Source organism: Pseudomonas sp. zbq_18, assembly GCF_043102245.1.
Taxonomy (GTDB): domain Bacteria; phylum Pseudomonadota; class Gammaproteobacteria; order Pseudomonadales; family Pseudomonadaceae; genus Aquipseudomonas.
Map to the genome: position 1 here is coordinate 37,693 of NZ_JBICIT010000018.1, position 25,394 is coordinate 63,086.

Genomic DNA, 25,394 nt, shown 5'->3' on the forward strand with positions numbered 1-25,394 from the left:
GTGCGGCCGTGCTAGCATCGCGCCTTCGCTTCCGGAGCCCGCCGTGCCTGACACCATCCTGCGCCTCGCCTTGCCCTCGCCCTTGCGCCGCCTGTTCGACTACCTGGCGCCAGCAGGCGTGCCGCGTGCCGCGCTGCAGCCAGGCATGCGCCTGCGTGTGCCGTTCGGCAACCGCCAGGTGATCGGCGTGCTGGTGGCGCTAGCGCAGACCACCGATGTGCCGAGAGACAAGCTCAAGCCGGCCCTGGACCTGCTCGATCGCACCCCGCCGCTACCGGCACCGCTGTTCAAGCTATGTCTATGGACCGCTCAGTACTACCAGCACAGCCTCGGCGACACCCTGAGCTGGGCCCTGCCGGTACTATTGCGCCAGGGCGAACCAGCTGAAGCACGCCAGGAGCGCTACTGGCACGCCTGCGAAGGCGCCAGCCCGGAAGACCCTCGCCTGGCACGCGCGCCACGCCAACGCGAGGCCCTGCGCGCCCTGGCCCAGCACCAGCATGGTGTGGCGCACAGCCTGCTGAGCAAGCTGCAACTGAACAAGGACAGTCTCGACCTGCTACTGGACAAGGGCCTGGCCCGCGTCGAGGTGCGCCGCAGCGCGCCGCTGCAGCGCCACGGCGGCTGGCTGGCGCAGCCGGAGCTGCCGCTCAATGCCGAACAGCGTGCCGCCTTCAATGCCGTGCAGTCCGGCATGGGCGAGTTCGGCGCTTACCTGCTCCACGGCGTGACCGGTAGCGGCAAGACCGAAGTTTACCTGCAGCTGATCCGTCACTGCCTGGAGGCCGGCCAGCAGGCCCTGGTGCTGATCCCCGAGATCAACCTGGGGCCGCAGACCGTGGAGCGCTTTGCCCGCCGCTTCAATGCGCGCATCGCCCTGCTGCATTCCGGGGTCAACGACCGCGAACGCCTGGATGCCTGGCTGGCCGCCCGCGACGGCGAGGCCGATATCATCATCGGCACCCGCTCGGCGCTGTTCACGCCGATGAAAAACCCGGGCCTGATCATCGTCGACGAGGAACACGACGCCTCCTATAAACAGCAGGAAGGCCTGCGCTACCACGCCCGTGATCTGGCCCTGGTGCGCGCACGCCAGGAAAACCTGCCGATCGTGCTCGGCTCCGCCACGCCGTCACTGGAAAGCCTGCATAACGCCCACGCCGGGCGCTACGCCCTGCTCAAGCTCGGCCAGCGCGCCGGCAACGCCCAGCCGCCGCGCTTCCTGCGCCTGGACGTGAAGAGCCTGCCGCTCGATTCCGGCATCTCCGGCCCGCTGCAACAGGCCATTCGCCAGACCCTGGAGGCTGGCCAGCAGGTACTGGTGTTCCTCAATCGGCGTGGCTTCGCCCCCACCCTGCTGTGCCACGACTGCGGCTGGATCAGCCAGTGTCCGCGCTGCGACGCGCGCATGACCCTGCACCAGCGCCACCACGAGCTGCGCTGCCACCACTGCGGCCATGTCGAACGGCCTCCGCGTAACTGCCCGGACTGCCAGAAGGTCGACCTGCGCCCGGTCGGCGCCGGCACCGAACGCGCCGAGGAGCGCCTGGGTATCCTCTTTCCGCAGTTCCCGGTGCTGCGTATCGACCGCGACACCACGGCGCGCAAGGGCGCCATGGACAAGTTGTTCGCCACCATCAACAAGGGCGAGCCGTGCATCCTGGTCGGCACCCAGATGCTCGCCAAGGGCCACCACTTCCCCCGCGTCACCCTGGTCGCCATCCTCGACGCCGACGGCGGGCTGTTCTCCGCCGACTTCCGCGCCAGCGAGCGCATGGCCCAGTTGATCGTGCAGGTCGCCGGGCGTGCCGGGCGCGCCGAGGAAGCAGGCAAGGTGATCGTACAAAGCCACATGGCCGACCACCCGCTGCTGGTGCAACTGACCGAGCAGGGCTACCCGGCCTTCGCAGAGCAGGCCCTGAGTGAGCGCCGCAGCGCGGGGTTGCCACCCTTCTCTCATCTGGCCCTGTTGCGTGGCGAAGCGCACAAGCCAGGCCAGGCCGAAGCCTTTCTCGACCTAGCCTGCACCTACGCCGAACAGTTGCGCGATGAGCAGAAACTCGCCGGCATCGAATTGCTTGGCCCGGTTCCGGCGCCCATGGAACGCCGGGCTGGTCGCTTTCGCGCGCAGTTGCTGTTGCAGGGCAGCAGCCGCGCGGCCCTGCACAAGCTGCTGGCGCACTGGCTGCCAATACTCGAAGCCATGCCTGAAGGCCGCGCGGTGCGCTGGTCACTGGATGTCGACCCCATCGATCTGTTCTGAGGCGTAGCCCGAATGCAATTCGGGATGACCTACCCCGGATGCATCCGGGCTACGAAGGGAACGGCTCCGCATGCCGGTGGCTAGCCGTCGATGGCTACCTCTATAATGCGCAGTTTTCGACCAGCCGCGGCCGACCGAGCAGACCATGAAAGACACTATTCGCCACCTGATCCAGCAAGCCCTGACCCGCCTCACCGCCGACGGTGTGCTGCCCGAGGGCCTGACGCCGACCATTCAGGTGGAGAACACCAAGGACAAGAGCAACGGTGACTTCGCCAGCAACATCGCCATGATGCTGGCCAAGCCGGCCGGCATGAAGCCGCGCGACCTGGCCGAGAAGCTGGTCGCCGCGATGCCGAGCGATGCCGGCATCAGCAAGGTGGAAATCGCCGGCCCGGGCTTTCTCAACTTCTTCCAGAACAGCGACGCCCTGGCCCAACGCCTGGAGGCAGCGCTGGCCGACGCCAAGCTCGGCGTCAGCAAGAATGGCGCGGCGCAGCGCGTGGTGGTCGACCTCTCCGCGCCTAACCTGGCCAAGGAAATGCACGTCGGTCACCTGCGCTCGACCATCATCGGTGACGGCGTGGCACGCGTGCTGGAGTTCCTCGGCGACGAAGTGATCCGCCAGAACCACGTGGGCGACTGGGGCACCCAGTTCGGCATGCTGCTGGCCTACATGCAGGAAAATCCGGCCGCAGCCGAGAGCGAGCTGGCCGACCTCGAAGGTTTCTACCGCGCTGCCAAGAAGCGCTTCGACGACAGCGCCGAGTTCGCCGAGCGCGCCCGCCAGCTGGTCGTCGAGCTGCAGGCCGGCGATGCCGAGTGCATGCGTCTGTGGCACCGCTTCAATGACATCTCGCTGAGCCACTGCCAGGCCCTCTACGACCGTCTCGGGGTCAAGCTGTCGATGGCCGACGTCAAGGGCGAGAGCGCCTACAACGATGACCTGGCCAACGTCATCGCCGACCTCGCCGCCAAGGGTCTGCTGACCGAGGACAACGGCGCCCAGTGCGTGTTCATGGACGAGTTCAAGAACGCCGAGGGCAACCCGCTGCCGCTGATCGTGCAGAAGGCCGGCGGCGGCTATCTGTATGCCACCACCGACCTGGCCGCCACCCGCTACCGCGCCAATGTACTCAAGGCCGACCGCGCCCTGTACTTCGTCGACCAGCGCCAGGCCCTGCACTTCCAGATGGTCTTCGCCTGCGCGCGCCTGGCCGGCTTCGTGCCGGCGAGCATGGAGCTGGAGCACATGGGCTTCGGCACCATGAACGGCCCGGACGGCAAGCCCTTCAAGACCCGCGACGGCGGCACCGTAAAGCTGGTCGAACTGCTCGACGAGGCCGAGCAGCGCGCCTACGCCCTGGTCAAGGAGAAGAATCCGGAGCTGGGTGAAGACGAGCTGCGCCAGATCGCCCGCGTGGTCGGTATCGCCTCGGTGAAATACGCCGACCTGTCCAAACACCGCACCAGCGACTACCGCTTCAACTTCGAGCTGATGCTGAGTTTCGAGGGCAACACCGCACCCTACCTGCTGTACGCCTACACCCGTGTGGCCAGCGTGTTCCGCAAGCTGGGCAAGGACGTCAGCCAGATCGGCGGCCAGATCCGCATCGAGGCGCCGCAGGAGCAGGCCCTGGCCGGCAAGCTGGCGCAGTTCGCCGACACCCTGGGCAACGTCGCCAGCAAGGGCGAACCACACCAGCTGTGCGCCTACCTGTACGACCTGGCCGGGCTGTTCTCCAGCTTCTACGAGAACTGCCCGATCCTCGCCGCCGAGGACGAAGCCACCCAGCAGAGCCGCCTGCGCCTGGCTGCCCTTACTGGCCGCACCCTCAAACAGGGTCTGGAACTGCTCGGCCTGCCGACCCTGGAGCGCATGTAAGTGGCGGCGAAGAAGAAGCCGGCTCCCAAGCGCGGCGCCAGCCGTTACCAGGCCCCCGCGAAGAAACCCGTGCCCGGCTGGGTATGGCTGGCGTGCGGCCTAGTCATCGGCGGTTTCTTCATGTTCCTGTTCAGCCTGGAGCCGGGCCGCGACGAGGTGAAGCGCGCCAAGCCCGAACAGGCCAAGAAGACCGTACAACAAAAGCCGCAGGCCCAGCCCGAGGCGAACAAGCCCAAGTACGACTTCTACACCCTGCTGCCGGAGTCCGAGGTCATCGTGCCGCCGGAGGCGATACCCGATACGCCCAAACCGCCTGCGCAGAAGCCGGTAACGCCCGAGGAGGCGGCGAAGATCGACGCCGCACGCGCCCAGGCCGCGCTCAATGGCGAAACGCCGCCGCCCCCGCCCGTGGTAGCCCAGGCACCGCTGACCACCCAGTACTTCCTCCAGGCCGGCTCGTTCCGCAAGCGCGAAGACGCCGACAAGGTGCGCGCGCAGATCCTCCTGCTCGGCCAGAACGTGCAAGTGGAGTCCGGCAAGGTGCGTGAGGAAACCTGGCACCGCGTGCTGGTCGGCCCCTTCGCCAGCCGCGAGCAGCTTGGCGGTGCGCAGAAACAGCTGGCCGGCAGCGGCTTCAGCAACCTGCTGTTACAGCAACGCCAGGTCCGTTGATCCGCGATCTGCCCTTGCCCGGTTGAAAAGCCGGGCAGGCTCCCCCATCTGATTCTCCATTCGGGCACTTCGCCCCGCTGCGTGGAGATTCACCTTTGACCACCATCGTTTCAGTCCGCCGCAACGGCAAAGTCGTCATGGGCGGCGACGGCCAGGTTTCCCTCGGCAACACCGTGATGAAAGGCAACGCCAAGAAAGTCCGGCGCCTGTACCACGGCCAGGTGCTGGCCGGCTTCGCCGGCGCCACCGCCGACGCCTTTACCCTGTTCGAGCGCTTCGAAGGCCAACTGGAAAAACACCAGGGCCACCTGATCCGCGCCGCCGTCGAGCTGGCCAAGGACTGGCGCACCGACCGCAGCCTGAGCCGCCTGGAAGCCATGCTGGCAGTGGCCAACAAGGACGCCTCGCTGATCATCACCGGCAACGGCGACGTGGTCGAACCCGAACACGGCCTGATCGCCATGGGCTCCGGCGGCGGTTTCGCCCAGGCCGCCGCCCTGGCCCTGCTGCAGAAAACCGAACTGTCTGCCCGTGAAATCACCGAAACCGCGTTGAACATTGCCGGCTCCATCTGTGTCTTCACTAACCAGAACCTGACTATCGAGGAAGAAGACTGCGCTGAATAAGCGCGGCTTCCGTTGGAGTATCGCTGCATGTCCATGACACCCCGCGAGATCGTTTCCGAGCTCAACCGCCACATCATCGGCCAGGACGACGCCAAGCGCGCCGTGGCCATCGCCCTGCGCAACCGCTGGCGGCGCATGCAGCTGCCGGCCGAGCTGCGCCAGGAAGTGACGCCGAAGAACATTCTGATGATCGGCCCGACAGGCGTCGGCAAGACCGAGATCGCCCGTCGCCTGGCCAAGCTGGCCAACGCCCCGTTCCTGAAAGTTGAAGCGACCAAATTCACCGAGGTCGGCTATGTCGGCCGTGATGTCGAGTCGATCATCCGCGACCTGGCCGACGCCGCCCTGAAACTGCTGCGCGAGCAGGAAGTGCAGAAGATGCGCCACCGCGCCGAGGACGCCGCCGAGGAGCGAATCCTCGACGCCCTGCTGCCGCCGGCGCGCGCCGGCTTCAACGAAGACCCGGCACCGAGCCAGGACTCCAACACCCGCCAGCTGTTCCGCAAGCGCCTGCGCGAAGGCCAGCTGGACGACAAGGAAATCGACATCGAAGTTTCCGACACACCGGTCGGCGTCGAGATCATGTCGCCACCGGGCATGGAGGAGATGACCAACCAGCTGCAGAGCCTGTTCTCCGGCCTCAACAAGGGCAAGAAGAAGACCCGCAAGCTCAAGGTCAAGGACGCGCTCAAGCTGATTCGCGACGAAGAGGCCGCGCGCCTGGTCAACGAGGAAGAACTCAAGGCCCGTGCCCTGGAAGCAGTGGAGCAGCACGGCATCGTGTTCATCGACGAGATCGACAAGGTCGCCAAGCGCGGCAATGTCGGCGGCGCCGATGTCTCCCGCGAAGGCGTGCAGCGCGACCTGCTGCCGCTGATCGAAGGCTGCACGGTCAACACCAAGCTGGGCATGGTCAAGACCGACCACATCCTGTTCATCGCCTCCGGCGCCTTCCACCTGTCCAAGCCCAGCGATCTGGTGCCCGAGCTGCAGGGCCGCCTGCCGATTCGCGTCGAGCTCAAGGCCCTGTCGCCGCAGGACTTCGAACGCATCCTCACCGAGCCACATGCGGCGCTCACCGAGCAGTACCGTGAGCTGCTCAAGACCGAAGGGCTGAACATCGAGTTCGCGCCGGACGGCATTCAGCGCATCGCCGAGATTGCCTGGCAGGTCAACGAGAAGACCGAGAACATCGGCGCCCGACGCCTGCACACCCTGCTCGAACGCCTGCTGGAGGAAGTCTCCTTCAGTGCCGGCGACCTGGCGGGCCAGCAGAACGGCGAGCCGATTCGCATCGACGCCGCCTACGTCAACGGCCACCTCGGCGAGCTGGCCAAGGACGAAGACCTGTCGCGCTATATCCTGTAATCAGGCACTACCAGCCCGGAGCGATCCGGGCTGTTTCACCGCAAGCGGAACCGAACATGCCCACGCCCAGCGCGATCAAACTGCACAAGCTGTCAAAGACCCTGGAGCTGCGCTACGGCGAGCAGAGCTACTCGCTGAGTGCCGAGTTCCTGCGTGTGCATTCGCCCTCGGCCGAGGTGCAGGGCCACGGCAAACCTATCCTGCAGACCGGCAAACTCAAGGTCGGCCTGGAGCGGATCGAGCCCGCTGGCAACTATGCACTGAAATTGTGCTTCGACGATGGCCACGACAGTGGCCTGTACACCTGGGACTACCTCTACCAGCTCGCCACCCGCCAGGACGCGCTGTGGGCCGACTATCTGGCCGAACTGGCCGCCGCCGGCAAATCCCGCGACCCGGACGAATCCGTAGTTCGCCTGATGCTTTAACCCTCCCCTGGCCAAACGCCTAAGCCAGAGCCTCGCGCAATATTCCCTTCATACCTAGAGCGCATTTTCTAATCGCGCCCGGCATACTCGCGCCCGCTTGCAGCCTGCATCGGCGAGCTTGCGCAAAAATGGAAACTCGGGTAACCAAGGAACTGGCAGGTTCCATGCATTTAGCAGCGCTAGATGCGAAGAAAGCGCGGAAGTATTCCGCACCCGGTAACCCGAGCAGTACCAGCCCTTCGCCCTGTGTCCGCGTTGCACAGCTGCAGTTGGTATTCGTCTCTGGACAATGGAGTGTTGTAGATGACCCAGAAGAACAATGAAGACCTGCATCGCCAAGCCTCGGAAAACACCTTGGGGTTGAACCCGGTGATCGGCTTGCGCGGCAAGGATCTACTGACCTCTGCCCGCATGGTGCTGGCCCAAGCCATCAAGCAGCCTTTGCACAGCGCCAAGCACGCAACCCACTTTGCCCTCGAACTCAAGCGCGTGATGCTCGGCCAATCAGAGCTGACCCCGGAAGACGGCGATCGACGCTTCGCCGACCCGGCCTGGTCGCAAAACCCGCTGTATCGCCGCTACCTGCAAACCTACCTGGCCTGGCGCAAGGAACTGCACGACTGGATCGAGGACAGCAACCTCACCGACCAGGACACCAGCCGCGGCCACTTCGTCATCAACCTGATGACCGAGGCCATGGCCCCGACCAACAGCATGGCCAACCCGGCGGCGGTGAAACGCTTCTTCGAGACCGGCGGCAAGAGCCTGCTCGACGGCCTCTCCCACCTGGCCAAGGACATCATCAACAACGGCGGCATGCCCAGCCAGGTCAACATGGACGCCTTCGAGGTCGGCAAGAACCTGGCCACCAGCGAAGGTGCCGTGGTGTTCCGCAACGACCTGCTGGAGCTGATCCAGTACAAGCCGACCACCGAGCAGGTCCATGAGCGCCCGCTGCTGGTGGTGCCTCCGCAGATCAACAAGTTCTACGTCTTCGACCTGTCGCCGGAGAAAAGCGTGGCGCGCTTCCTGCTGCGCAGCCATGTACAGACCTTCGTGGTGAGCTGGCGCAACCCGACCAAGGCCCAGCGCGAGTGGGGCCTGTCGACCTACATCGAGGCACTCAAGGAAGCCATCGACGTGGTCAGCGACATTACCGGCAGCAAGGACGTCAACATGCTCGGCGCCTGCTCCGGCGGTATCACCACCGCCTCGCTGCTCGGCCACTACGCCGCCATTGGCGAGAAGAAGGTCAACGCCCTGACCCTGCTGGTCAGCGTGCTGGACACCAAGCTGGACACCCAGGTCGCCCTGTTCGCCGACGAGAAGACACTGGAAGCCGCCAAACGCCGCTCGTACCAGACCGGCGTTCTGGAGGGTAAAGACATGGCCAAGGTGTTCGCCTGGATGCGACCCAACGACCTGATCTGGAACTACTGGGTCAACAACTACCTGCTGGGCAACGAGCCGCCGGTATTCGACATCCTCTACTGGAACAACGACACCACGCGCCTGCCGGCCGCCCTGCACGGCGACCTGATCGAATTGTTCAAGACCAACCCGCTGACCCGGCCCAATGCCCTGGAAGTCTGCGGCACGCCCATCGACCTCAAGCAGGTCACCAGCGACATCTACTGCGTGGCCGGCACCACCGACCACATCACGCCCTGGGAGGCCTGTTACAAGTCATCCCTGCTGTTCGGCGGCAAGGTCGAGTTCGTGCTGTCCAACAGCGGCCACATCCAGAGCATCCTCAACCCGCCGGGCAACCCCAAGGCGCGCTTCAATACCAATAGCGAGCCGGCCGCCAATGCCCGTGAGTGGCAGGAGAACGCCACCAAACATGCCGACTCCTGGTGGCTGCATTGGCAGCAATGGCTGACCGAGCGCTCCGGCAAACTGAAGAAAGCGCCCGCCAGCCTGGGCAACAAGAAACATCCGGAAGGCGAAGCCGCTCCGGGCACCTATGTGCACGAGCGCTGACAGGCGCTCGGACAACAACAGCAACGCTGCACCTTGCGCAGTACTGCCCCGCGGCACCCGGATGTGCCGCACACGCTCCGGCGCCCAGGCGTCCGGCGCGTGCCCGCCACGGCGGGAGATTGGCGCGCGGCCGCGGACGGCCGCTCTCCACGGATCCATGTATAGGGCCTAGCGCATGTCGCAACCATTTGCATTCCGTAGCATCGAACTGGATGGCCAGATCATCCGTACCGCAGTTCGCCCGGGCAATAGCAGCCTGCCACCGCTGCTGATCTTCAATGGCATCGGTGCCAACCTGGAGTTGGTGATGCCTTTCGTCTCGGCACTCGACCCGGATCTGGAAGTGATCGCCTTCGACGTGCCCGGGGTCGGCGGCTCCTCAACGCCAAGCACGCCGTATCGTTTCCCCGGCCTGGCCAAGCTGGCCGCGCGCATGCTCGACTACCTCGACTACGGCCAGGTCAATGCCATCGGCGTGTCCTGGGGTGGTGCACTGGCCCAGCAGTTCGCCCACGACTATCCCGAGCGCTGCAAGAAACTGGTGCTGGCCGCCACCTCGGCCGGCGCCGTAATGGTGCCGGGCAAGCCCAAGGTGCTCTGGCGCATGGCCAGCCCGCGACGCTACATCCAGCCGTCCTATGGCGTACACATCGCTCCGGATATCTACGGCGGCGCCTTCCGCCGCGACCCCAAGCTGGCGCTGTCACATGCCAGCAAGGTGCGCTCAGGCGGCAAGATGGGCTACTACTGGCAGCTGTTCGCCGGCCTCGGCTGGACCAGCATCCACTGGCTGCATCGCATCCGTCAGCCCACCTTGGTGCTGGCCGGCGACGACGATCCGATCATCCCGCTGGTCAACATGCGCCTGCTGGCCTGGCGTATTCCCAATGCGGAGCTGCATGTGATCGACGATGGTCACCTGTTCCTCGTGACCCGCGCCGAAGCCGTGGCGCCGATCATCATGACTTTCCTTCAGGAGGAGCGGCAGCGCGCCGTCATGCATCCACAACCGATGCCCGCACGCAGCCACTGATCGCACAACTGTAGTGCTACTCCGGCAGGCTCGCCCCAAAGCGAGGCCCGCCGGTCACGGAAGAGATTTTGCGCGGCAGTCTGGAATGCACCCCGGCGCGCCTTGGTACAAGCCTTGCTGTCATGCCTATGACAGTTTGACGACGGAGCCTGCCCCATGCGTGAAAAGACTGCATCAGGATCATTACCGGTACCCGCAAACTTCATGAACGCGCAAAGCGCCATGGTCGGCGTGCGCGGACGTGATCTGTTCTCCACCTTGCGCACCCTGGCCTTTCAGGGCCTGCGCCAACCGGTGCACAGCACACGTCATCTGCTGGCCTTCGGCAAGCAGCTCGGCCGCGTGATGCTCGGCGACACCCCCTACCAGCCCAACCCGCAGGACAGCCGCTTCAGCGACCCCACCTGGCAGCTCAACCCCTTCTACCGGCGCAGCCTGCAGGCCTACCTGGCCTGGCAGCGCCAGCTCAAGGCCTGGATCGACGAGAGCGACCTGTCGCCGGACGACCGCACCCGCGCACATTTCCTGTTCTCCCTGCTCAACGACGCGTTCGCTCCGTCCAACACCCTGCTCAATCCGCTGGCACTCAAGGAGCTGTTCAACAGCGGTGGTACCAGCGTGCTGCGCGGTGCCCGCCATCTGCTCGATGACCTGCTGCACAACGGTGGCATGCCACAGCAGGTGGACAGGCGCGCCTTCGAAGTTGGCGGCAACCTGGCGATGACGCCCGGATCGGTGGTGTTCCGCTGCGAGATGTTCGAGCTGATCCACTACAAGCCGATGAGCGAAAAGCAGTACGCCGTGCCTCTGCTGATGGTGCCGCCGCAGATCAACAAGTTCTACATCTTCGACCTGTCGCCGGAGAAGAGCTTCATCCAGTACTGCCTGAAGAACGACCTGCAGGTATTCATGATCAGCTGGCGCAATCCGGATGCTCGCCATCGTGAGTGGGGGCTGTCCAGCTATGTGCAGGCGGTGGAGGAAGCCAGTGACGTCTGCCGTGCCATCACCGGCAGCAAGGAGGTCAACCTGCTGGGCGCCTGTGCCGGCGGTCTGACCATCGCCGCCCTGCAAGGTCACCTGCAGGCCAAGCGCCAGCTGCGCAAGGTCGGCTGCGCCACTTATCTGGTCAGCCTGATGGATGCCCAGGTGGAAAGCCCGGCGATGCTGTTCGCCGATGAGCAGACCCTGGAGTCGGCCAAACGCCGCTCCTACCAGAGCGGCGTACTGGACGGCGGCGACATGGCCCGGGTGTTCGCCTGGATGCGCCCTAACGACCTGATCTGGAACTACTGGGTCAACAACTACCTGATGGGCAAGGAACCGCCGGCCTTCGACATCCTCTACTGGAACAACGACAACACCCGCCTGCCCGCCGCGCTGCACGGCGACCTGCTCGACCTGTTCAAGCACAACCCGCTGACGCGCAGCGGCGGCATGGAAATCTGCGGTACGCCGATCGACCTGTCCAAGGTCAACACCGACAGTTTCAGCGTGGCCGGCATCAACGACCACATCACCCCCTGGGACTCGGTCTACCGCTCAGCCCTGCTGCTCGGCGGCAACCGCCGCTTCGTGCTGTCCAATAGCGGGCATATCCAGAGCATCCTCAACCCGCCGGGCAACCCCAAGGCCACCTACTTCGAGAACGGCAAGCTGACCAGCGATCCACGTGCCTGGTATCACGACGCCGAAAAGAAGACCGGCAGTTGGTGGCCACAGTGGCTGGAATGGATTCAGCAGCACTCTGGCGAACAGCGCGAGAGTGTATTCAGTGTGGGCAACAAACAGTACCCAGCCATGGAAGCCTCCCCCGGCACCTACGTGCACGTGCGCTAGAAAACACTGGCCGGGTTTCGCCCCGGCCAGTTATCGTCAGCGCTCCTGCGGCCATAACAAGATCACGGAATGAAGACGCGCGACCGCATCCTGCAATGCGCCCTGCAGCTATTCAACGAGCAGGGCGAGCCCAATGTCTCCACCCTGGAGATCGCCACCGAGATGGGCATCAGCCCAGGCAATCTCTATTACCACTTCCACGGCAAGGAGCCGTTGATCCTCGAATTGTTCGAGCGCTTCCAGGCCGAACTGGCGCCACTGCTCGACCCGCCCGATGATGTCGATCTGGGCGCGGAAGACTACTGGCTGTTCCTCCACCTGATCGTCGAGCGCCTGGCGCAATACCGCTTCCTGTTCCAGGATCTCTCCAACCTGGCTGGCCGCTTGCCCAAGCTGGCCCGTGGCATTCGCCTGTGGCTCAACCAGCTCAAACGCACCCTGGCCAGCCTGCTGGCGCGCCTTAAAACTCACAATCAGCTGCGTAGCGATACCGCAGCCCTTGGCCAACTGGTCGAACAGATCACACTGACGCTGCTGTTCTCCCTCGATTACCAACGCATCATTGGCGTCCAGGGCGAGAGTCGCCTGGTGGTCTTCCAGGTAATGATGCTGGTTGCCCCACACCTGAGCGAAGATGCCCGGCAAGCTGCCGAGCAGTTGGCACAGCGCTATCTCGAATGAGTCCCCAAAGCCCGAAATGAAAAACGCCCGGCACTAGGCCGGGCGTTTTTTTGTCCCGTTTGAATCAGGACGATGTAGCAGGCGTAGCCGGGGCAGCCGCCGGAGCCGGCGCAGCTGGAGTTGCCGAAGCCGCTGCTGGAGCCGGCGCAGCAGGCTTGGCAGCGGCCGGTTTCTTCGCTGCAGGCTTCTTGGCTGCGGGTTTGGCCGCAGGCTTGGCAGCGGGTTTCGCCGCAGCTTTGGCCGCTGGCTTCGCGGCAGGCTTGGCAGCCGGTTTTACCGCAGGCTTAGCTACTGCTTTGGCAGCGGGTTTTGCCGCAGGCTTCGCAGCAGGTTTAGCGGCGGCTTTGACCGCAGGTTTGGCGGCAGGCTTGACCGACTTGACCGAAACGCCGGTGAGCTTTTCGATCTGCTTGGTCAGGCTGTCGACCTTGGTCTGCAGCGCCTTCACCTCATTGCGGCTCGGCACGCCCAGACGCGAGATGGCACTGTTCAGACGCTTGTCGAAAGCCTCTTCCAGCTCACCCCACTTGCCCATGGCCTTGCCCTTGACCTCATCGACCTTGGACTTGGCGGTGCCAACGGTGGTGCCGACGCTGGACTTGACCACGTCGAGTTGCTTGTCGACTTCGGTCTTGGCCTTCTTCTCGGCCTTCTCGCCATCCTTGACCAGACCGTCGAACAGCTTGTTGCCGTCGCTGCTGATCTTGGAATAGGCGCCGAGGCCGGCCAGCCAGATCTGCCGCGAGTACTTCTCGATCTCGCCGATCCAGGAACTGCTTTCCTTCTTGGCAACCGACTTCTTCGCTGTCGGTTTTGCCGCCGGTTTTGCTGCGGTAGGTTTCTTGACTGCCATCCTGCTCTCCTTATTGGGTACGGGCCACTCGCTCAAGCAACGCATTCAACTCATCGAGCTTAGCAGAGAGTGCCTCAACGTCCTGTTTGGAAGGAATACCCAGGCGGTTCAGGGCGGACGCTACGCGCGAGTCGAAGGCCTTCTCGATCTTGTCGAGCTGCACTTCGGCCTTGCCCTTCACTTCGGCAACGCGGCTCTTCACACCGCTGAGCTGGCTTTCGATCTGGCTGTTGGCGGCCTCGACCTGCTCGTTCACCAGCTTCTTGCCCTGTTTCTCGACGCCTTCGCCGGCCTTGACCAGCTCCTTGAAGTACTCGGCGCCTTCGGCACCGGCCTTGGCATAGGCACCCAGACCGGCCAGCCAGACCTTGCGGGCGTAGACCTTCACGTCGCTCAGAACAGCGGCTTTGCTTTCAACGGCTTCGACTTTCTTCTTGACGGCGGCTTTAGTGGCCATGGTGCACCTCACGCTCACAGTGATGTTGGGTTCGCCCTTTGCCAGGGCTTGAGCGCAAGGTAGTGGGAAAAATTAGAAATCACATACTAGGGTACGCACCTCGCGGCTTCAGGCCTTGAGGTGCTTGTCGAGGGTCTGCTCAATCTCGCGCTTGATGGTGCCACCCAGCGCCGAGAGCAGCAGCCCCAGCTTGAGCTCCACCCGCACACTGTCGGCAGCGACCGCAATCTGCCCATCGGCGCCACTGCGCTTGAACTCCAGCGTGTCGCCGCTCCAGCGGTACTTCACGTCGTACTCGCTGGCCAGGCGTTGAGCCAGCGCTTCGGCCTTGTCGCGAGCGACGGCAAGACCAAGGGAATGGGAACGCTCGACGGTGATGCGACTCATGCTGACTCCAGCTGCGACCTGATGTCACGCGACTATAACAGCTCCGCCCAGTGCCAAGACAAAGACAGGCCGCGGGTTTAGAATGGCCGCCACTTCGATTCAGGTGCCCGCGACATGAACGACCCTCGGCAAAACCCAGAGCAGGAAAAGACCACCCACTTTGGCTTCCAGGATGTGCCGGAAAGCCAGAAGGCGGACAAGGTTGCCGAAGTTTTCCACTCGGTGGCGGCCAAGTACGACCTGATGAACGACGTGCTCTCCGGCGGCCTGCATCGCCTTTGGAAGCGTTTCACCATCGAGCTGTCCGGTGTGCGCCCAGGCAATCGCGTGCTGGATATCGCCGGCGGCACCGGCGATCTCACCCGCAAGTTCTCCAGCCTGGTCGGCCCGAGCGGCGAGGTGGTGCTGGCCGACATCAACGATTCGATGCTCAAGGTCGGCCGTGATCGCCTGCTGGACAAGGGCGTGGCCGGCAACGTGCAGTTCGTTCAGGCCGACGCCGAGGCGCTGCCCTTCCCGGACAACCACTTCGACGTGGTCACCATCGCTTTCGGCCTGCGTAACGTGACGCGCAAGGAAAACGCCCTACGCTCCATGCTGCGCGTACTCAAGCCAGGCGGTCGCCTGCTGGTCCTGGAATTTTCCAAACCGGGCAACCCATTGCTGGCCAAGGCCTACGACACCTATTCGTTCAGCTTCATGCCGCTGGCCGGCAAGCTGATCACCAACGACTCCGAGAGCTACCGCTACCTGGCCGAGTCGATCCGCATGCACCCGGATCAGGAGACCCTCAAGGCCATGATGGTCGAGGCCGGTTTCGAGCGCGTGACCTTCCACAACATGACCGGCGGCATCGTCGCCCTGCATCGCGGTATCAAACCCTGATGCTGCTGAGCGGGCTTTTAGCCGGCGTCGAACTCGGCCTCAATCGCGTGCTGCGGATGGACAGCACCGCATTGCCGCGTCTGGCCCGGCTGGAAGGCAAGCTGATCGAAGTCGACTGCCAGAGCCCTGCCCTCAAACTATTTATCCTGCCCAGCAGCGAAGGCCTGCAACTGGCCAGCCACTGGGAAGGCGCCGACTGCGTGTTGCGTGCCCCGGCCAGCAGCCTGCTGAAACTGGCGCTGGCCAAGGACAAGACCGCCATCCTGCATCGTCCGGAAGTGCAGCTGGAAGGCGATAGCGCCGTACTGCTGGAACTGGCAGGCATCCTTCAGGATCTGGAGCTGGACTGGGAATATGAACTGTCGCGCTGGCTCGGCCCGGTGGGCAGCCAGCTGCTCGCCGGCCACCTGCGCAGTCGGGTGAACTGGGCCAGTGACAGTGTCGACAGCCTGCGCCAGACCCTGGCCGATTACCTGGCTGAAGAATCGCGCAGCCTGGTCGGCGAGCGCGAGGCTCAGGCCCGCTTCGCCGAACTGGATGACCTCAAGCTCGCCCTCGACCGCCTCGATGCCCGCATCGAGCGCCTCGCCCAAGACATGAACAAGAAAGCATGAAGCTGCTCGCCACTCGCCGCCTGTTGCGCATTCTGCGTGTGGTCGTCCGCTACCGCCTGGACGATCTGCTGCTGACTCTACCCCTGCCGGCCTGGATGCGCGTCCTGCGCTTCGCCCTGCCCTGGCGCTGGCTGCCGCGCAAGCCACAGCAATTGAACCGCGGCGCCGCCCTACGCCTGGCCCTGGAAGACCTGGGGCCAATCTTCATCAAGTTCGGCCAGTTGCTGTCCACCCGCCGCGACCTGCTGCCGCCGGACATCGCCGATGAACTGGCGCGCCTGCAGGATCAGGTTCCACCCTTCGATCCGCAGCATGCGGTCGCGCGTATCGAGGAGCAGCTCGGTGCCAAGGTCAGCGAGGTGTTTGCCCGCTTCGACGTGGCGCCGTTGGCCTCTGCCTCCATCGCTCAGGTCCACGCCGCGCAACTGAAGAGCGGTGAGGAAGTGGTGGTCAAGGTCATCCGCCCGGGCCTCAAGCCAATCATCCGCTCGGATATCGCCTGGCTGTTTCTTGCCGCGCGCATGGCCGAGAAGGCCTCGGCGGACGCCCGCCGCCTGCGCCCGGTGGAAGTGGTCAGCGACTACGAGAAAACCATCTACGACGAGCTCGACCTGCTGCGCGAGGCGGCCAATGCCAGCCAGCTGCGGCGCAATTTCCAGGATTCGCCGCTGCTCTACGTGCCGCAAGTGTACTGGGACTGGTGCCGGCACAAGGTGCTGGTGATGGAGCGCATCTACGGCGTGCCGGTGACCGACCTCGACACCCTGGCCGACCAGCGCACCAACATGAAACTGCTGGCCGAGCGTGGCGTGGAGATTTTCTTCACCCAGGTGTTCCGCGACAGCTTCTTCCACGCCGACATGCACCCGGGCAACATCTTCGTCGCCACGCGCACGCCGTGGAGCCCGCAGTACATCGCCATCGACTGCGGCATCGTCGGCAGCCTCACGCCCGAAGACCAGGACTACCTGGCACGCAACCTGATCGCCTTCTTCAAGCGTGACTACCGCCGCGTCGCCCAACTGCACATCGACTCCGGCTGGGTGCCGGCGGAAACCAAGGTCAACGAGTTCGAAGCGGCGATCCGCACCGTATGCGAGCCGATCTTCGAGAAGCCGCTGAAGGACATCTCCTTCGGCCAGCTGCTGCTGCGCCTGTTCCAGACCGCGCGCCGCTTCAACATGGAAGTGCAGCCGCAGCTGGTGCTGCTGCAGAAGACCCTGCTCAATATCGAAGGCCTGGGCCGCCAGCTGTACCCGGACCTGGACCTGTGGAGCACCGCCCAGCCCTTCCTCGAACGCTGGATGCGCGAGCGGGTCAGCCCGCTGCACCTGCTGCGCAACCTGCAGCAGCAGGCCGAGCAGGTGCCGCACCTGTCGCAGATGGCCCGCGACACCCTGGAAAGGCTCAATCAACCACGCGCCAGCCAACCGCAGCATGAAGCCCCCACCAGCAACTGGCCATGGCGCCTGCTCGGCGCGGGGCTGATCGCGGCCGGCGTCAGCCAGGGTTTGCTGCTGGCCCCGGCAGCCTGGAGCGCCTGGCTCAGCCTGGGCGCCGGCCTGCTGCTGATCCTGCGCCGATAGCCAGTGCCGGCCGCGGCTGGCACACTAGACCGTTATTACCACCGACTTAGCGCCACGCAATGACTAACTGGCTCGACGACATCAACTGGAACGAAGACGGCCTGGTACCGGCCATCGCCCAGGACCACCAGACCGGCCGCGTGCTGATGATGGCCTGGATGAACCGCGAGGCCCTGGCCCTGACCGCCAGCGAGGGCCGTGCCATCTACTGGTCACGTTCGCGCGGCAAGCTGTGGCGCAAGGGCGAGGAGTCCGGCCATGTGCAGAAACTGCACGAACTGCGCCTGGACTGCGATGCCGACGTGATCATCCTGCAGGTCGAGCAGCTGGGCGGCATCGCCTGCCACACCGGCCGCGAAAGCTGCTTCTACCGGCTCTACGAGAACGGCGCCTGGCAGACGGTCGACCCCGTACTCAAAGACCCGCACGCCATCTACCAAGGGCACAAACATGAGTGACACCCTCACCCGCCTGGCCGAGGTGCTGGAGTCGCGCAAAGGCGCGGCGCCGGACAGCTCCTATGTGGCCAGCCTGTACCACAAGGGGCTGAACAAGATCCTGGAAAAGGTCGGCGAAGAGTCGGTGGAAACCATCCTCGCCGCCAAGGACGCCGCCACAAGCGGCGACTGCAGCGACCTGATCTACGAAACCGCGGACCTGTGGTTCCACAGCCTGGTCATGCTCGCCGCTCTCGGCCAGCATCCGCAGGCCGTGCTGGACGAACTGGATCGTCGTTTCGGCCTCTCCGGGCATGCGGAAAAAGCCGCACGCCCACAATCCTGATCACACCTCAGCGGAGACTTCCCCATGGGTATCGGCGGCATCAGCATCTGGCAACTCCTGATCATCCTGCTCATCATCGTCATGCTGTTCGGCACCAAGCGCCTCAAGGGCCTGGGTTCGGACCTGGGCGATGCCATCAAGGGCTTTCGCAAGTCGATGAACCAGGGCGAGGAGGAGAGCAAGCCGGCGGTAGAGGAGCCCAAGGGCCAGACCTACCAGGCCGAAGTGCACAAGGTCGAAGAGCCGGTAAAGAAAGACTGACACCATGTTCGACGTCGGTTTTTCCGAACTGCTGCTGGTCGGCCTGATCGCCCTGCTGGTGCTCGGCCCCGAGCGCCTGCCGGTGGCCGCGCGCATGGCCGGCCTGTGGATCGGTCGGCTCAAGCGCAGCTTCAACAACATCAAGAGCGAAGTGGAACGCGAGATCGGCGCCGATGAAATTCGCCGCCAGCTGCACAATGAACGCATCCTCGAACTGGAGCGCGAAATGAAGCAGAGCATCCAGCCGGAAACCAAGCCTAGCGCCGACGCAACGCCGCCCTCCCAGGACAAGACCAGCCAGCCATGAGCGCGACTTCCTCCGACGACCAGGAAATGCCCCTGGTTGCGCACCTCACCGAGTTGCGCAATCGCATCCTGCGCTGCGTGATCGCCGTGCTGATCATCTTCGGCGGGCTGTTCTACTTCGCCCAGGACATCTACGCCCTGGTCGCCGCGCCACTGCGCGCCTACCTGCCGGAAGGCGCGACCATGATCGCCACCGGCGTGGCCTCGCCTTTCCTGACGCCATTTAAGCTGACCCTGGTGGTAGCACTGTTCCTCAGCATGCCGGTAATCCTGCAACAGATCTGGGGCTTCATCGCGCCAGGCCTGTACCAGCACGAGAAACGCATCGCCATCCCGCTGCTGATTTCCAGCATCTTCCTGTTCTACGGCGGCATGGCCTTCGCCTACTTCGTGGTGTTCCCCATCATGTTCGGTTTCTTCGCCAGCGTGACCCCCGAGGGCGTGGCGATGATGACCGACATCGGCCAGTACCTGGACTTCGTCCTCACCCTGTTCTTCGCCTTCGGCGTGGCCTTCGAGATTCCGGTGGCCACCTTCCTGCTGATCTGGGTCGGCATCGTCGACGTCGCCACCCTGCGCAAGAGCCGCCCCTACGTAGTGGTCGGCTGCTTCGTGGTGGGCATGGTGCTGACTCCGCCGGACGTGTTCTCGCAGACCCTGCTGGCCGTGCCCATGTGGCTGTTGTTCGAATCCGGGCTGCTGTTCGGCAGCCTGGTGCGCAAGCGCAGCGAACATGAAGCCGAACCGGACGATCAGCCGCCCGCGCCTTTGCCATGAACCTGCTGCTACTGGAAGACGCCGACTTCGTCGCGGCGGATCGTGCCGTGCTCAGCGGGCGGCGCCTCAAGCACCTGCATGAGGTGCACGGTGCCGAGAACGGCGACACCCTGCGTGTTGGTCACATCGGCGGCCTGATGGGGCGCGGCACCCTGCTGACGCTGGATGCGCAACACGCCGAACTGCAGGTAGAACTGGACCAGCCGCCACCGACCAAACTGCCGCTGACCCTGCTGCTGGCCCTGCCGCGACCAAAGATGCTCAAGCGCACCCTGCAGACCATTGCCGCCATGGGCGTGCCGCGCCTGGTGCTACTGAACAGCTACCGCGTTGAGAAAAGCTTCTGGCAAACCCCCTTCCTCAGCTCTGAGGCCATCCGCGAGCAGCTGATCCTGGGCCTGGAGCAGGCCCGCGACACGGTGCTGCCCGAAGTCCTGATCGAGAAGCGCTTCAAACCCTTCGTCGAGGATCATCTGCCAGCCATGGTCGGCGACACGCTCGGCCTGGTCGGCCACCCCGGCGACTTCCCCACCTGCCCGCGCAATGTCGCGCAGCCGGTGACCCTGGCCATCGGCCCGGAAGGCGGCTGGATACCCTATGAGGTCGAGAAGCTGCAGGAGGCCGGTCTGCAGCCAGTGCAACTCGGCGAGCGCATCCTGCGGGTGGAAACCGCGGTACCCGCACTGCTGGCGCGCTTGTTCTGAAACACGGCTCGGCATAGCCTGAGGACTCGCCAGCCGCTGCGGAGTTTGTCATGCGTCCCCTGACCATCGATCTCGATCACCTGGCCAGTGCCCTGACCAAGCAGCAGGGCGACTTTCGCCTCGACCTGCTCAGCGGCCGTCTGCTGGATATCCCTCCGGCCGGCGAAGACCCGGAGATCGAACGCCTGCTGGCGGAGGAGCCCGAGCGTCTGCTGGCGCTGGAGCCGTTGAGCAACGTCGAGCACCTTGCGTTGATGGAGGACTTCCTCTGCGAAGTGGTCGACCCCGACGCCTATGCCGCGCTGACCGCTGCCATGGCCGAGCGCCGCCAGCAGCGCGCCTTTCTCAATGCCCTGCACCGGTTCCCCAGGGTACGTGCAGCCTGGCAGCTGTATGAGCATGAGCGCCTGCGCGACCTGGCGCTGGACTGGCTGGCGGACAACCAGCTGGAACCGAAGTAGCCCGGATGCAACCCGGGAAGTGCCGCCCCGGATTGCATCCGGGCTACGGACTCAGACTTCAAGCAGAAAGGTCACCGGCCCATCGTTGACCAGATGCACCTGCATATCGGCGCCAAACCGCCCAGTGGCAACCTGCGGGTGCTGCTCGCGGGCCAGTTTCACCAGGTGCTCGAACAGCTCGGCGCCCTGGGCCGGCGGCGCCGCCGTGGAGAAACTTGGGCGCAGGCCACTGCGAGTATCGGCGGCCAGGGTGAACTGCGAGACCAGCAGCAAACCACCGTTCACGTCGCTGAGCGACAGGTTCATCTTGCCCTCGGCATCGCTGAATACCCGATAGGCCAGCATGCGTTTCAGGCCCTTGGCGATGCTCGCCGGCGTGTCCTGCGGCTCGATACCGACCAGCGCCAGCAAGCCCTGGTCGATGGCCCCAACAACTTCGCCAGCCACCTCTACGCGCGCGCGGCGCACCCGCTGGATCAGCAGCTTCATGCGTCTTCCGGCGGCAGTTCGAGCAGGCGTCGGGCCATCTGATCGGCGGCACGGACCAAGGCATCGGTGATACCCGGCTCGGCCGCGGCGTGACCGGCATCGCGAATGATCTGCAGCTCGCTATTGGGCCAGGCCCGGTGCAGTGCCCAGGCGTTGTCCAGCGGGCAGATCACGTCATAGCGACCGTGCACGATGACACCCGGCAGATGGGCGATCTTCGCCATGTCACGCAGCAACTGATCCTCTGCGAGGAAGGCGTTGTTGACGAAGTAATGGCACTCGATACGGGCAATCGACAGCGCCCGGTGCGGCTCGCTGAAACGGTCGACCACCTGGGGATTGGGACGCAGTGTGGCGGTGCGCCCCTCCCAGGTCGACCAGGCTTTGGCCGCGTGCATCTGGGCAATCTGGTCCGGCCCGGTGAGGCGCTTGTAGAAGGCCTGCACCAGGTCGCCACGCTCTTCGGCGGGAATCGGCGCGAGGTAGTCTTCCCAGTAGTCGGGAAACAGTCGACTGGCTCCTTCCTGGTAGAACCAACTGATCTCCTGCGGCCGGCAGAGGAAGATGCCGCGCAGGATCAGGCCAAGCACGCGCTCAGGGTGGGCCTGGGCATAGGCCAGGCTCAGGGTCGAGCCCCAGGAGCCGCCGAACAGTACCCACTTGTCGATGCCCAGATGCTCGCGAATGCGCTCCATGTCGGCGATCAGCGCCTGGGTCGTGTTGTTCTCCAAGCTGGCATGCGGCGTGGAGCGGCCACAACCCCGCTGGTCGAAGGTGACGATGCGATACAGATTGGGGTCGAAGTAGCGACGGCTCGCCGCATCACAGCCGGCACCGGGACCGCCATGCACGAAGACCACCGGCAGGCCATCCGCAGAGCCACTTTCATCCACATACAGGACATGCGGCTCCTGCACCGCCAGTTCGTGGCGGGCATAGGGTTTGATCTCCGGATACAAAGTCAGCATGGCGCACTCCCGAGTCTGTGCGTAAGTTCCTTTTGGGCGGCCGGGCCTCCGACCGTGCCCGGCATCATAACCATGAATGGAAGCTTGAGCATGCTTCGAATCGCCCTGACCGCCCTGCTCTGTATTGCACTGCTGGGTGGCTGCAGCAAAAGTGACCCGCAAGCCGAACTGGAGGCCGCCGTACAACGCCTGCAGGACAATCTCGAAGCCAAGCGCATCAGCGACGTGATGGAGCAGCTACACCCGCAGTTCAGCGCCAACGGCCAGTTCGACCGCGACTGGGCCAAACGCACCATGACCCTGATGTACCTGCGCCACAAACAGGTACGAATCTTGGCTATCAGCAAGAGCAGTGAGGTCGACTCGACCTACAGCAGCAAGGGCCACACCCGTGCCGAAGTCGCGCTGACCGGGGCCGAAGGGTTGATACCGGACAGCGCACGGCACTACAGCATCTCCCTGGAGTGGTGGCGTGAGGATGGCGAGTGGCAACTCGCCCGCCTCGACTGGGAGTGAGACTACTGGCCGATCGCTCGGTCAGGCTGACGCCAGATCAGGGCACTGGTGTCGTAGCCCCGGGCTTCGGCCTCCTGCAGCAGATGCAGGCGCCGCGTCTCGCTGACATCCGGCGTACGCGCCAGCAGCCACAGGTATTCGCGATTCGGGTTGCCGACCAGCGCCATACGGTAGTCATCGTCCAGGTACAGCACCCAGTAGTCGCCCTTGGCTACATCCGGAAAGAGATTGCTGAACCAGTTATCGAAGCGCACCCACAGCTTGTCCGTACGCCCGGCCACTTGAGCCTCGGCAACCCCGGAGGCCTCAATCCATTCGCCCTCCGCAGTGCGGCAGCGATTGAGCACGCCAACCCGGCCGTCTTCGCGCAACTGGTAGTGCGCCTCGGACTGGGCGCACTTGCGCTGGAAGAACATCGGCAGGCGGGCCAATTCGTACCAAGTGCCCTGGTAGCGCTGCAGATCGACGCTCCCCGCCGTCTTCGGCGGCGCCGCATCCGGCGTACTGGTACAACCGGCAAGCACCGCCAGCAACGCCACTGAAAGCCCGCGCCAGAACATCACTTCAGCCCCTGGCCGGAGAACATCATCACCTTGTCACCGGCGTACTGAACGCTAATGACAGTCTTGTCATCACCCCAGGTACAGCTGGTGAGGCCCACGGCGCCTGAGCATTCGGCGGGGCTGCCGAGCAGCTTCTCGACTTCAGCCTTGGTCATCCCGGCCTTGAGCTTGGAGTAGTTTTCCTGATTGATCTTGCTGCAGGCAGCAAGCAGGACACAGGCAGTGAGCACAACACATTTGCGCAGCATAAGACGACTCCGTAGATACGTGAAAAACCCTGAGAGCTTGGCACAGAGCGCAGATGAATGCGCCTCGCAGCGTTCAGAAGCGTGAGCCCGGTTGCTGCAGAAAAGCCTGCTCCTGGGCATTGGAGCTTCTGCCAAGCATTTCGTTGCGATGCGGAAAGCGACCGAAGCGCAGGATCACTTGGCGGTGCCGCTCAGCGTAGTCCAGATAACCGGCGAACAGCTGCCGCTCGCCCTCGGCACACCCTTGCAGCAACTGTTCGAAACGCTCTACGGCAAGATCCTGAGCAGCCAGTTCCTCGGCATGCTCCAGCACCAGATAGACAAACACCTGGCGAATGGCTGGCAGCTGTCGCTCCCGTCCCCGTTCGAGGCCTTGGGCGACCAGCGCCTGCGCACGTGCATCGCCGGCAAAGGCCCGCGCCGTGCCGCGATGGATCATGCGCGGCAACTGGTCCAGCAACAGGATCAGCGCCAGCCAGCCGTCCGCTTCCGCGCACCAGTCCTGCAGCCCACCGGCCAAGGCCTGCTCACATAGCTCGCCGAAGCGTTCGCGCGCCTCGCTATCCTGCTCGGCGCGGTAGCCGAACCACAAGCCACTGCGCTGGTCGGCCACTTCGCTAGCACTCCTGGCAGAGCCAAACCACCAGTCCAGCAGCGGTTGCCAGGCGCTCATCACTCAGCCCTGGTGGTAGCCGGTGACACGCTCGACTTCTTCCTTCGAGCCGAGGAACACCGCCACGCGCTGGTGCAGGGATTCCGGCTGAATGTCGAGAATGCGCTGGGTGCCGTTGGTGGCGGCGCCACCGGCCTGCTCGATCAGCATCGACATCGGGTTGGCCTCGTACATCAGGCGCAGCTTGCCCGGCTTTTCCGGCTCGCGCGCATCGCGCGGGTACATGAACAGGCCGCCGCGGGTGAGGATACGGTGCACATCGGCCACCATCGAGGCGATCCAGCGCATGTTGTAGTTCTTGCCCAGCGAGCCTTCCTTGCCGGCCAGCAACTCTTCCACGTAACGCTTGACCGGGGCTTCCCAGTGGCGCTGGTTGGACATGTTGATGGCGAACTCGGCGGTGCTTTCCGGTACACGAATATTGTCGTGAGTGAGCACGAAACTACCCATCTCGCGATCCAGGGTGAAGCCCATGACGCCATCGCCCAGGGTCAGCATCAGCATGGTCTGCGGCCCGTAGATGGCGTAGCCAGCGGCGACCTGCTGGGTACCCGGCTGCAGGAAGGCCTGCTCGTTGAGGCTGTCGTTCTGGCTCAGATACGCATCCGGGCAGCGCAATACGGAGAAGATGGTGCCGACCGAGACGTTGACGTCGATGTTGCTGGAGCCGTCCAGCGGGTCGAACACCAGTAGATACGCGCCTTTCGGGTACTTGCCGGGAATCTGGTAGGCGTTGTCCATTTCCTCGGAGGCCATGCCGGCCAGGTGGCCGCCCCACTCGTTGGCCTCGAGCAGGATCTCGTTGGAGATCACATCGAGCTTTTTCTGCACCTCGCCCTGCACGTTCTCGGTGCCCATGCTGCCGAGCACGCCGCCGAGGGCGCCCTTGGAGACTGCATGGCTGATTTCCTTGCAGGCCCGCGCGACCACTTCGATGAGAAAGCGCAGGTCGGCCGGGGTGTTATGACTGCGGGTCTGTTCGATCAGGTAGCGGCTGAGGGTTACGCGGGACATGGAGAGGCTCCGGGGAGGAAAGTAAAATCGCGCGCAGTTTAACCGCTCAGTGACTGCCGCGTCTCATCCCC

At 64.3% G+C, this 25,394-nt stretch carries 29 protein-coding genes and 1 pseudogene; 21 read left to right on the top strand and 9 right to left on the bottom strand.

Annotated elements, in window-relative coordinates; translation table 11 throughout:
- Nucleotides 1-43 precede the first annotated feature (43 nt).
- The 10 genes from ACF8C6_RS14740 to ACF8C6_RS14785 all read left to right on the top strand — a co-directional run bounded on the left by ACF8C6_RS14740 (nucleotide 44) and on the right by ACF8C6_RS14785 (nucleotide 12,778).
- The gene (locus tag ACF8C6_RS14740) at nucleotides 44-2,263 is read left to right on the top strand and encodes a primosomal protein N' (RefSeq protein WP_392499976.1); all 2,220 of its coding nucleotides are present in this window, start codon (nucleotides 44-46) and stop codon (nucleotides 2,261-2,263) included.
- A gap of 145 nt (nucleotides 2,264-2,408) precedes the next feature.
- Nucleotides 2,409-4,148: an arginine--tRNA ligase gene (gene argS / locus ACF8C6_RS14745; RefSeq protein ID WP_392499977.1), complete on the top strand. Its 1,740-nt coding sequence runs from the start codon at nucleotides 2,409-2,411 to the stop codon at nucleotides 4,146-4,148.
- Nucleotides 4,149-4,820, top strand: coding sequence for an SPOR domain-containing protein (locus tag ACF8C6_RS14750; protein ID WP_277688330.1), 672 nt, complete (start codon nucleotides 4,149-4,151; stop codon nucleotides 4,818-4,820).
- Nucleotides 4,821-4,915: 95 nt separating this feature from the next.
- The gene (gene hslV, locus ACF8C6_RS14755) at nucleotides 4,916-5,446 is read left to right on the top strand and encodes an ATP-dependent protease subunit HslV (RefSeq protein ID WP_277688329.1); all 531 of its coding nucleotides are present in this window, start codon (nucleotides 4,916-4,918) and stop codon (nucleotides 5,444-5,446) included.
- 27 nt (nucleotides 5,447-5,473) lie between these two features.
- Entirely contained in the window at nucleotides 5,474-6,814 is a 1,341-nt protein-coding gene (hslU, locus tag ACF8C6_RS14760; RefSeq protein WP_392499978.1) for an HslU--HslV peptidase ATPase subunit, read from the top strand.
- Between the two features lie 56 nt (nucleotides 6,815-6,870).
- Entirely contained in the window at nucleotides 6,871-7,242 is a 372-nt protein-coding gene (locus ACF8C6_RS14765; RefSeq protein WP_277688327.1) for a DUF971 domain-containing protein, read from the top strand.
- A 303-nt stretch (nucleotides 7,243-7,545) separates the two neighbouring features.
- Nucleotides 7,546-9,225: a class II poly(R)-hydroxyalkanoic acid synthase gene (gene phaC / locus ACF8C6_RS14770; RefSeq protein ID WP_392499979.1), complete on the top strand. Its 1,680-nt coding sequence runs from the start codon at nucleotides 7,546-7,548 to the stop codon at nucleotides 9,223-9,225.
- Nucleotides 9,226-9,400: 175 nt separating this feature from the next.
- Nucleotides 9,401-10,258, top strand: a complete 858-nt coding sequence (phaZ, locus tag ACF8C6_RS14775; RefSeq protein WP_277688325.1) for a poly(3-hydroxyalkanoate) depolymerase — start codon at nucleotides 9,401-9,403, stop codon at nucleotides 10,256-10,258.
- Between the two features lie 156 nt (nucleotides 10,259-10,414).
- Nucleotides 10,415-12,097, top strand: a complete 1,683-nt coding sequence (gene phaC / locus ACF8C6_RS14780; RefSeq protein ID WP_277688324.1) for a class II poly(R)-hydroxyalkanoic acid synthase — start codon at nucleotides 10,415-10,417, stop codon at nucleotides 12,095-12,097.
- A 69-nt stretch (nucleotides 12,098-12,166) separates the two neighbouring features.
- Nucleotides 12,167-12,778 carry a TetR/AcrR family transcriptional regulator gene (locus ACF8C6_RS14785; protein WP_277688323.1) on the top strand — a complete coding sequence of 204 codons (612 nt, stop codon included), beginning with the start codon at nucleotides 12,167-12,169 and terminating at the stop codon, nucleotides 12,776-12,778.
- A gap of 64 nt (nucleotides 12,779-12,842) precedes the next feature.
- Here the strand turns inward: ACF8C6_RS14785 and ACF8C6_RS14790 are convergent, their stop codons facing one another.
- From ACF8C6_RS14790 to ACF8C6_RS14800, 3 genes are all read right to left on the bottom strand, one after another.
- Complete coding sequence (locus tag ACF8C6_RS14790; protein ID WP_277688322.1) at nucleotides 12,843-13,631, bottom strand: phasin family protein; 789 nt, start codon at nucleotides 13,629-13,631, stop codon at nucleotides 12,843-12,845.
- A gap of 10 nt (nucleotides 13,632-13,641) precedes the next feature.
- On the bottom strand, nucleotides 13,642-14,088 hold the full coding sequence (locus tag ACF8C6_RS14795) for a phasin family protein (RefSeq protein WP_277688321.1): 447 nt from the start codon (nucleotides 14,086-14,088) through the stop codon (nucleotides 13,642-13,644).
- A gap of 108 nt (nucleotides 14,089-14,196) precedes the next feature.
- Nucleotides 14,197-14,475, bottom strand: coding sequence for a polyhydroxyalkanoic acid system family protein (locus tag ACF8C6_RS14800; RefSeq protein WP_277688320.1), 279 nt, complete (start codon nucleotides 14,473-14,475; stop codon nucleotides 14,197-14,199).
- A 114-nt stretch (nucleotides 14,476-14,589) separates the two neighbouring features.
- Here ACF8C6_RS14800 and ubiE point away from each other — a divergent pair, with 114 nt between their 5' ends.
- From ubiE to ACF8C6_RS14850, 10 genes and pseudogenes are all read left to right on the top strand, one after another.
- A complete protein-coding gene (gene ubiE, locus ACF8C6_RS14805; RefSeq protein WP_392499980.1) occupies nucleotides 14,590-15,360 on the top strand; it encodes a bifunctional demethylmenaquinone methyltransferase/2-methoxy-6-polyprenyl-1,4-benzoquinol methylase UbiE in 771 nt (256 codons plus the stop codon).
- Nucleotides 15,360-15,974: an SCP2 domain-containing protein gene (locus tag ACF8C6_RS14810; RefSeq protein WP_392499981.1), complete on the top strand. Its 615-nt coding sequence runs from the start codon at nucleotides 15,360-15,362 to the stop codon at nucleotides 15,972-15,974. The genes ubiE and ACF8C6_RS14810 overlap by 1 nt, the downstream gene beginning before the upstream one ends.
- Nucleotides 15,971-17,560 (top strand): ubiquinone biosynthesis regulatory protein kinase UbiB, encoded by a 1,590-nt coding sequence (ubiB, locus tag ACF8C6_RS14815; RefSeq protein WP_392499982.1) that lies wholly within the window; start codon nucleotides 15,971-15,973, stop codon nucleotides 17,558-17,560. The genes ACF8C6_RS14810 and ubiB overlap by 4 nt, the downstream gene beginning before the upstream one ends.
- Nucleotides 17,561-17,619: 59 nt before the next feature.
- Nucleotides 17,620-18,018 carry a phosphoribosyl-AMP cyclohydrolase gene (gene hisI / locus ACF8C6_RS14820; protein ID WP_392499983.1) on the top strand — a complete coding sequence of 133 codons (399 nt, stop codon included), beginning with the start codon at nucleotides 17,620-17,622 and terminating at the stop codon, nucleotides 18,016-18,018.
- Entirely contained in the window at nucleotides 18,011-18,343 is a 333-nt protein-coding gene (locus ACF8C6_RS14825) for a phosphoribosyl-ATP diphosphatase (RefSeq protein ID WP_392499984.1), read from the top strand. Before hisI ends, ACF8C6_RS14825 begins: the two co-directional genes overlap by 8 nt.
- 24 nt (nucleotides 18,344-18,367) lie before the next feature.
- Complete coding sequence (gene tatA / locus ACF8C6_RS14830) at nucleotides 18,368-18,604, top strand: twin-arginine translocase TatA/TatE family subunit (RefSeq protein ID WP_392499985.1); 237 nt, start codon at nucleotides 18,368-18,370, stop codon at nucleotides 18,602-18,604.
- A gap of 4 nt (nucleotides 18,605-18,608) precedes the next feature.
- Nucleotides 18,609-18,834: pseudogene (tatB, locus tag ACF8C6_RS14835) on the top strand (Sec-independent protein translocase protein TatB); the annotation flags it as partial.
- Between the two features lie 73 nt (nucleotides 18,835-18,907).
- A complete protein-coding gene (gene tatC / locus ACF8C6_RS14840) occupies nucleotides 18,908-19,687 on the top strand; it encodes a twin-arginine translocase subunit TatC (RefSeq protein ID WP_392499986.1) in 780 nt (259 codons plus the stop codon).
- Nucleotides 19,684-20,391, top strand: a complete 708-nt coding sequence (locus ACF8C6_RS14845) for a 16S rRNA (uracil(1498)-N(3))-methyltransferase (protein WP_392499987.1) — start codon at nucleotides 19,684-19,686, stop codon at nucleotides 20,389-20,391. The genes tatC and ACF8C6_RS14845 overlap by 4 nt, the downstream gene beginning before the upstream one ends.
- Nucleotides 20,392-20,441: 50 nt before the next feature.
- The gene (locus tag ACF8C6_RS14850; RefSeq protein WP_392499988.1) at nucleotides 20,442-20,852 is read left to right on the top strand and encodes a UPF0158 family protein; all 411 of its coding nucleotides are present in this window, start codon (nucleotides 20,442-20,444) and stop codon (nucleotides 20,850-20,852) included.
- A 51-nt stretch (nucleotides 20,853-20,903) separates the two neighbouring features.
- On the opposite strand, the gene dtd is transcribed toward ACF8C6_RS14850, so the two are convergent.
- Together dtd and pip are read right to left on the bottom strand one after the other, a co-directional pair.
- Nucleotides 20,904-21,341: a D-aminoacyl-tRNA deacylase gene (gene dtd / locus ACF8C6_RS14855; protein ID WP_392499989.1), complete on the bottom strand. Its 438-nt coding sequence runs from the start codon at nucleotides 21,339-21,341 to the stop codon at nucleotides 20,904-20,906.
- A complete protein-coding gene (pip, locus tag ACF8C6_RS14860) occupies nucleotides 21,338-22,309 on the bottom strand; it encodes a prolyl aminopeptidase (protein WP_392499990.1) in 972 nt (323 codons plus the stop codon). Before pip ends, dtd begins: the two co-directional genes overlap by 4 nt.
- 90 nt (nucleotides 22,310-22,399) lie before the next feature.
- On the opposite strand from pip, the gene ACF8C6_RS14865 reads away from it, so the two are divergent.
- Nucleotides 22,400-22,825 carry a hypothetical protein gene (locus ACF8C6_RS14865; RefSeq protein ID WP_392499991.1) on the top strand — a complete coding sequence of 142 codons (426 nt, stop codon included), beginning with the start codon at nucleotides 22,400-22,402 and terminating at the stop codon, nucleotides 22,823-22,825.
- A 2-nt stretch (nucleotides 22,826-22,827) separates the two neighbouring features.
- On the opposite strand, the gene ACF8C6_RS14870 is transcribed toward ACF8C6_RS14865, so the two are convergent.
- The 4 genes from ACF8C6_RS14870 to ACF8C6_RS14885 all read right to left on the bottom strand — a co-directional run bounded on the left by ACF8C6_RS14870 (nucleotide 22,828) and on the right by ACF8C6_RS14885 (nucleotide 25,323).
- On the bottom strand, nucleotides 22,828-23,385 hold the full coding sequence (locus tag ACF8C6_RS14870) for a lipocalin family protein (RefSeq protein WP_392499992.1): 558 nt from the start codon (nucleotides 23,383-23,385) through the stop codon (nucleotides 22,828-22,830).
- Nucleotides 23,385-23,636: an outer membrane protein assembly factor BamE gene (gene bamE, locus ACF8C6_RS14875; protein WP_392499993.1), complete on the bottom strand. Its 252-nt coding sequence runs from the start codon at nucleotides 23,634-23,636 to the stop codon at nucleotides 23,385-23,387. Before bamE ends, ACF8C6_RS14870 begins: the two co-directional genes overlap by 1 nt.
- 73 nt (nucleotides 23,637-23,709) lie before the next feature.
- Nucleotides 23,710-24,309 (bottom strand): DUF924 family protein, encoded by a 600-nt coding sequence (locus ACF8C6_RS14880; RefSeq protein WP_392499994.1) that lies wholly within the window; start codon nucleotides 24,307-24,309, stop codon nucleotides 23,710-23,712.
- Between the two features lie 3 nt (nucleotides 24,310-24,312).
- Nucleotides 24,313-25,323, bottom strand: a complete 1,011-nt coding sequence (locus ACF8C6_RS14885; RefSeq protein WP_392499995.1) for a class 1 fructose-bisphosphatase — start codon at nucleotides 25,321-25,323, stop codon at nucleotides 24,313-24,315.
- Nucleotides 25,324-25,394: the final 71 nt, after the last annotated feature.

Excerpts from the sequence above, each read along its gene's own strand:
- argS (WP_392499977.1), top strand. The coding sequence starts at position 2,409 with ATGAAAGACACTATTCGCCACCTGATCCAGCAAGCCCTGACCCGCCTC.
- hslU (WP_392499978.1), top strand. The coding sequence starts at position 5,474 with ATGTCCATGACACCCCGCGAGATCGTTTCCGAGCTCAACCGCCACATC.
- ACF8C6_RS14765 (WP_277688327.1), top strand. The coding sequence starts at position 6,871 with ATGCCCACGCCCAGCGCGATCAAACTGCACAAGCTGTCAAAGACCCTG.
- phaC (WP_392499979.1), top strand. The coding sequence starts at position 7,546 with ATGACCCAGAAGAACAATGAAGACCTGCATCGCCAAGCCTCGGAAAAC.
- phaZ (WP_277688325.1), top strand. The coding sequence starts at position 9,401 with ATGTCGCAACCATTTGCATTCCGTAGCATCGAACTGGATGGCCAGATC.
- phaC (WP_277688324.1), top strand. The coding sequence starts at position 10,415 with ATGCGTGAAAAGACTGCATCAGGATCATTACCGGTACCCGCAAACTTC.
- ACF8C6_RS14785 (WP_277688323.1), top strand. The coding sequence starts at position 12,167 with ATGAAGACGCGCGACCGCATCCTGCAATGCGCCCTGCAGCTATTCAAC.
- ACF8C6_RS14790 (WP_277688322.1), bottom strand. The coding sequence starts at position 13,631 with ATGGCAGTCAAGAAACCTACCGCAGCAAAACCGGCGGCAAAACCGACA.
- ACF8C6_RS14795 (WP_277688321.1), bottom strand. The coding sequence starts at position 14,088 with ATGGCCACTAAAGCCGCCGTCAAGAAGAAAGTCGAAGCCGTTGAAAGC.
- ACF8C6_RS14800 (WP_277688320.1), bottom strand. The coding sequence starts at position 14,475 with ATGAGTCGCATCACCGTCGAGCGTTCCCATTCCCTTGGTCTTGCCGTC.
- ubiE (WP_392499980.1), top strand. The coding sequence starts at position 14,590 with ATGAACGACCCTCGGCAAAACCCAGAGCAGGAAAAGACCACCCACTTT.
- ACF8C6_RS14810 (WP_392499981.1), top strand. The coding sequence starts at position 15,360 with ATGCTGCTGAGCGGGCTTTTAGCCGGCGTCGAACTCGGCCTCAATCGC.
- ubiB (WP_392499982.1), top strand. The coding sequence starts at position 15,971 with ATGAAGCTGCTCGCCACTCGCCGCCTGTTGCGCATTCTGCGTGTGGTC.
- hisI (WP_392499983.1), top strand. The coding sequence starts at position 17,620 with ATGACTAACTGGCTCGACGACATCAACTGGAACGAAGACGGCCTGGTA.
- ACF8C6_RS14825 (WP_392499984.1), top strand. The coding sequence starts at position 18,011 with ATGAGTGACACCCTCACCCGCCTGGCCGAGGTGCTGGAGTCGCGCAAA.
- tatA (WP_392499985.1), top strand. The coding sequence starts at position 18,368 with ATGGGTATCGGCGGCATCAGCATCTGGCAACTCCTGATCATCCTGCTC.
- tatC (WP_392499986.1), top strand. The coding sequence starts at position 18,908 with ATGAGCGCGACTTCCTCCGACGACCAGGAAATGCCCCTGGTTGCGCAC.
- ACF8C6_RS14845 (WP_392499987.1), top strand. The coding sequence starts at position 19,684 with ATGAACCTGCTGCTACTGGAAGACGCCGACTTCGTCGCGGCGGATCGT.
- ACF8C6_RS14850 (WP_392499988.1), top strand. The coding sequence starts at position 20,442 with ATGCGTCCCCTGACCATCGATCTCGATCACCTGGCCAGTGCCCTGACC.
- dtd (WP_392499989.1), bottom strand. The coding sequence starts at position 21,341 with ATGAAGCTGCTGATCCAGCGGGTGCGCCGCGCGCGCGTAGAGGTGGCT.
- pip (WP_392499990.1), bottom strand. The coding sequence starts at position 22,309 with ATGCTGACTTTGTATCCGGAGATCAAACCCTATGCCCGCCACGAACTG.
- ACF8C6_RS14865 (WP_392499991.1), top strand. The coding sequence starts at position 22,400 with ATGCTTCGAATCGCCCTGACCGCCCTGCTCTGTATTGCACTGCTGGGT.
- ACF8C6_RS14870 (WP_392499992.1), bottom strand. The coding sequence starts at position 23,385 with ATGTTCTGGCGCGGGCTTTCAGTGGCGTTGCTGGCGGTGCTTGCCGGT.
- bamE (WP_392499993.1), bottom strand. The coding sequence starts at position 23,636 with ATGCTGCGCAAATGTGTTGTGCTCACTGCCTGTGTCCTGCTTGCTGCC.
- ACF8C6_RS14880 (WP_392499994.1), bottom strand. The coding sequence starts at position 24,309 with ATGAGCGCCTGGCAACCGCTGCTGGACTGGTGGTTTGGCTCTGCCAGG.
- ACF8C6_RS14885 (WP_392499995.1), bottom strand. The coding sequence starts at position 25,323 with ATGTCCCGCGTAACCCTCAGCCGCTACCTGATCGAACAGACCCGCAGT.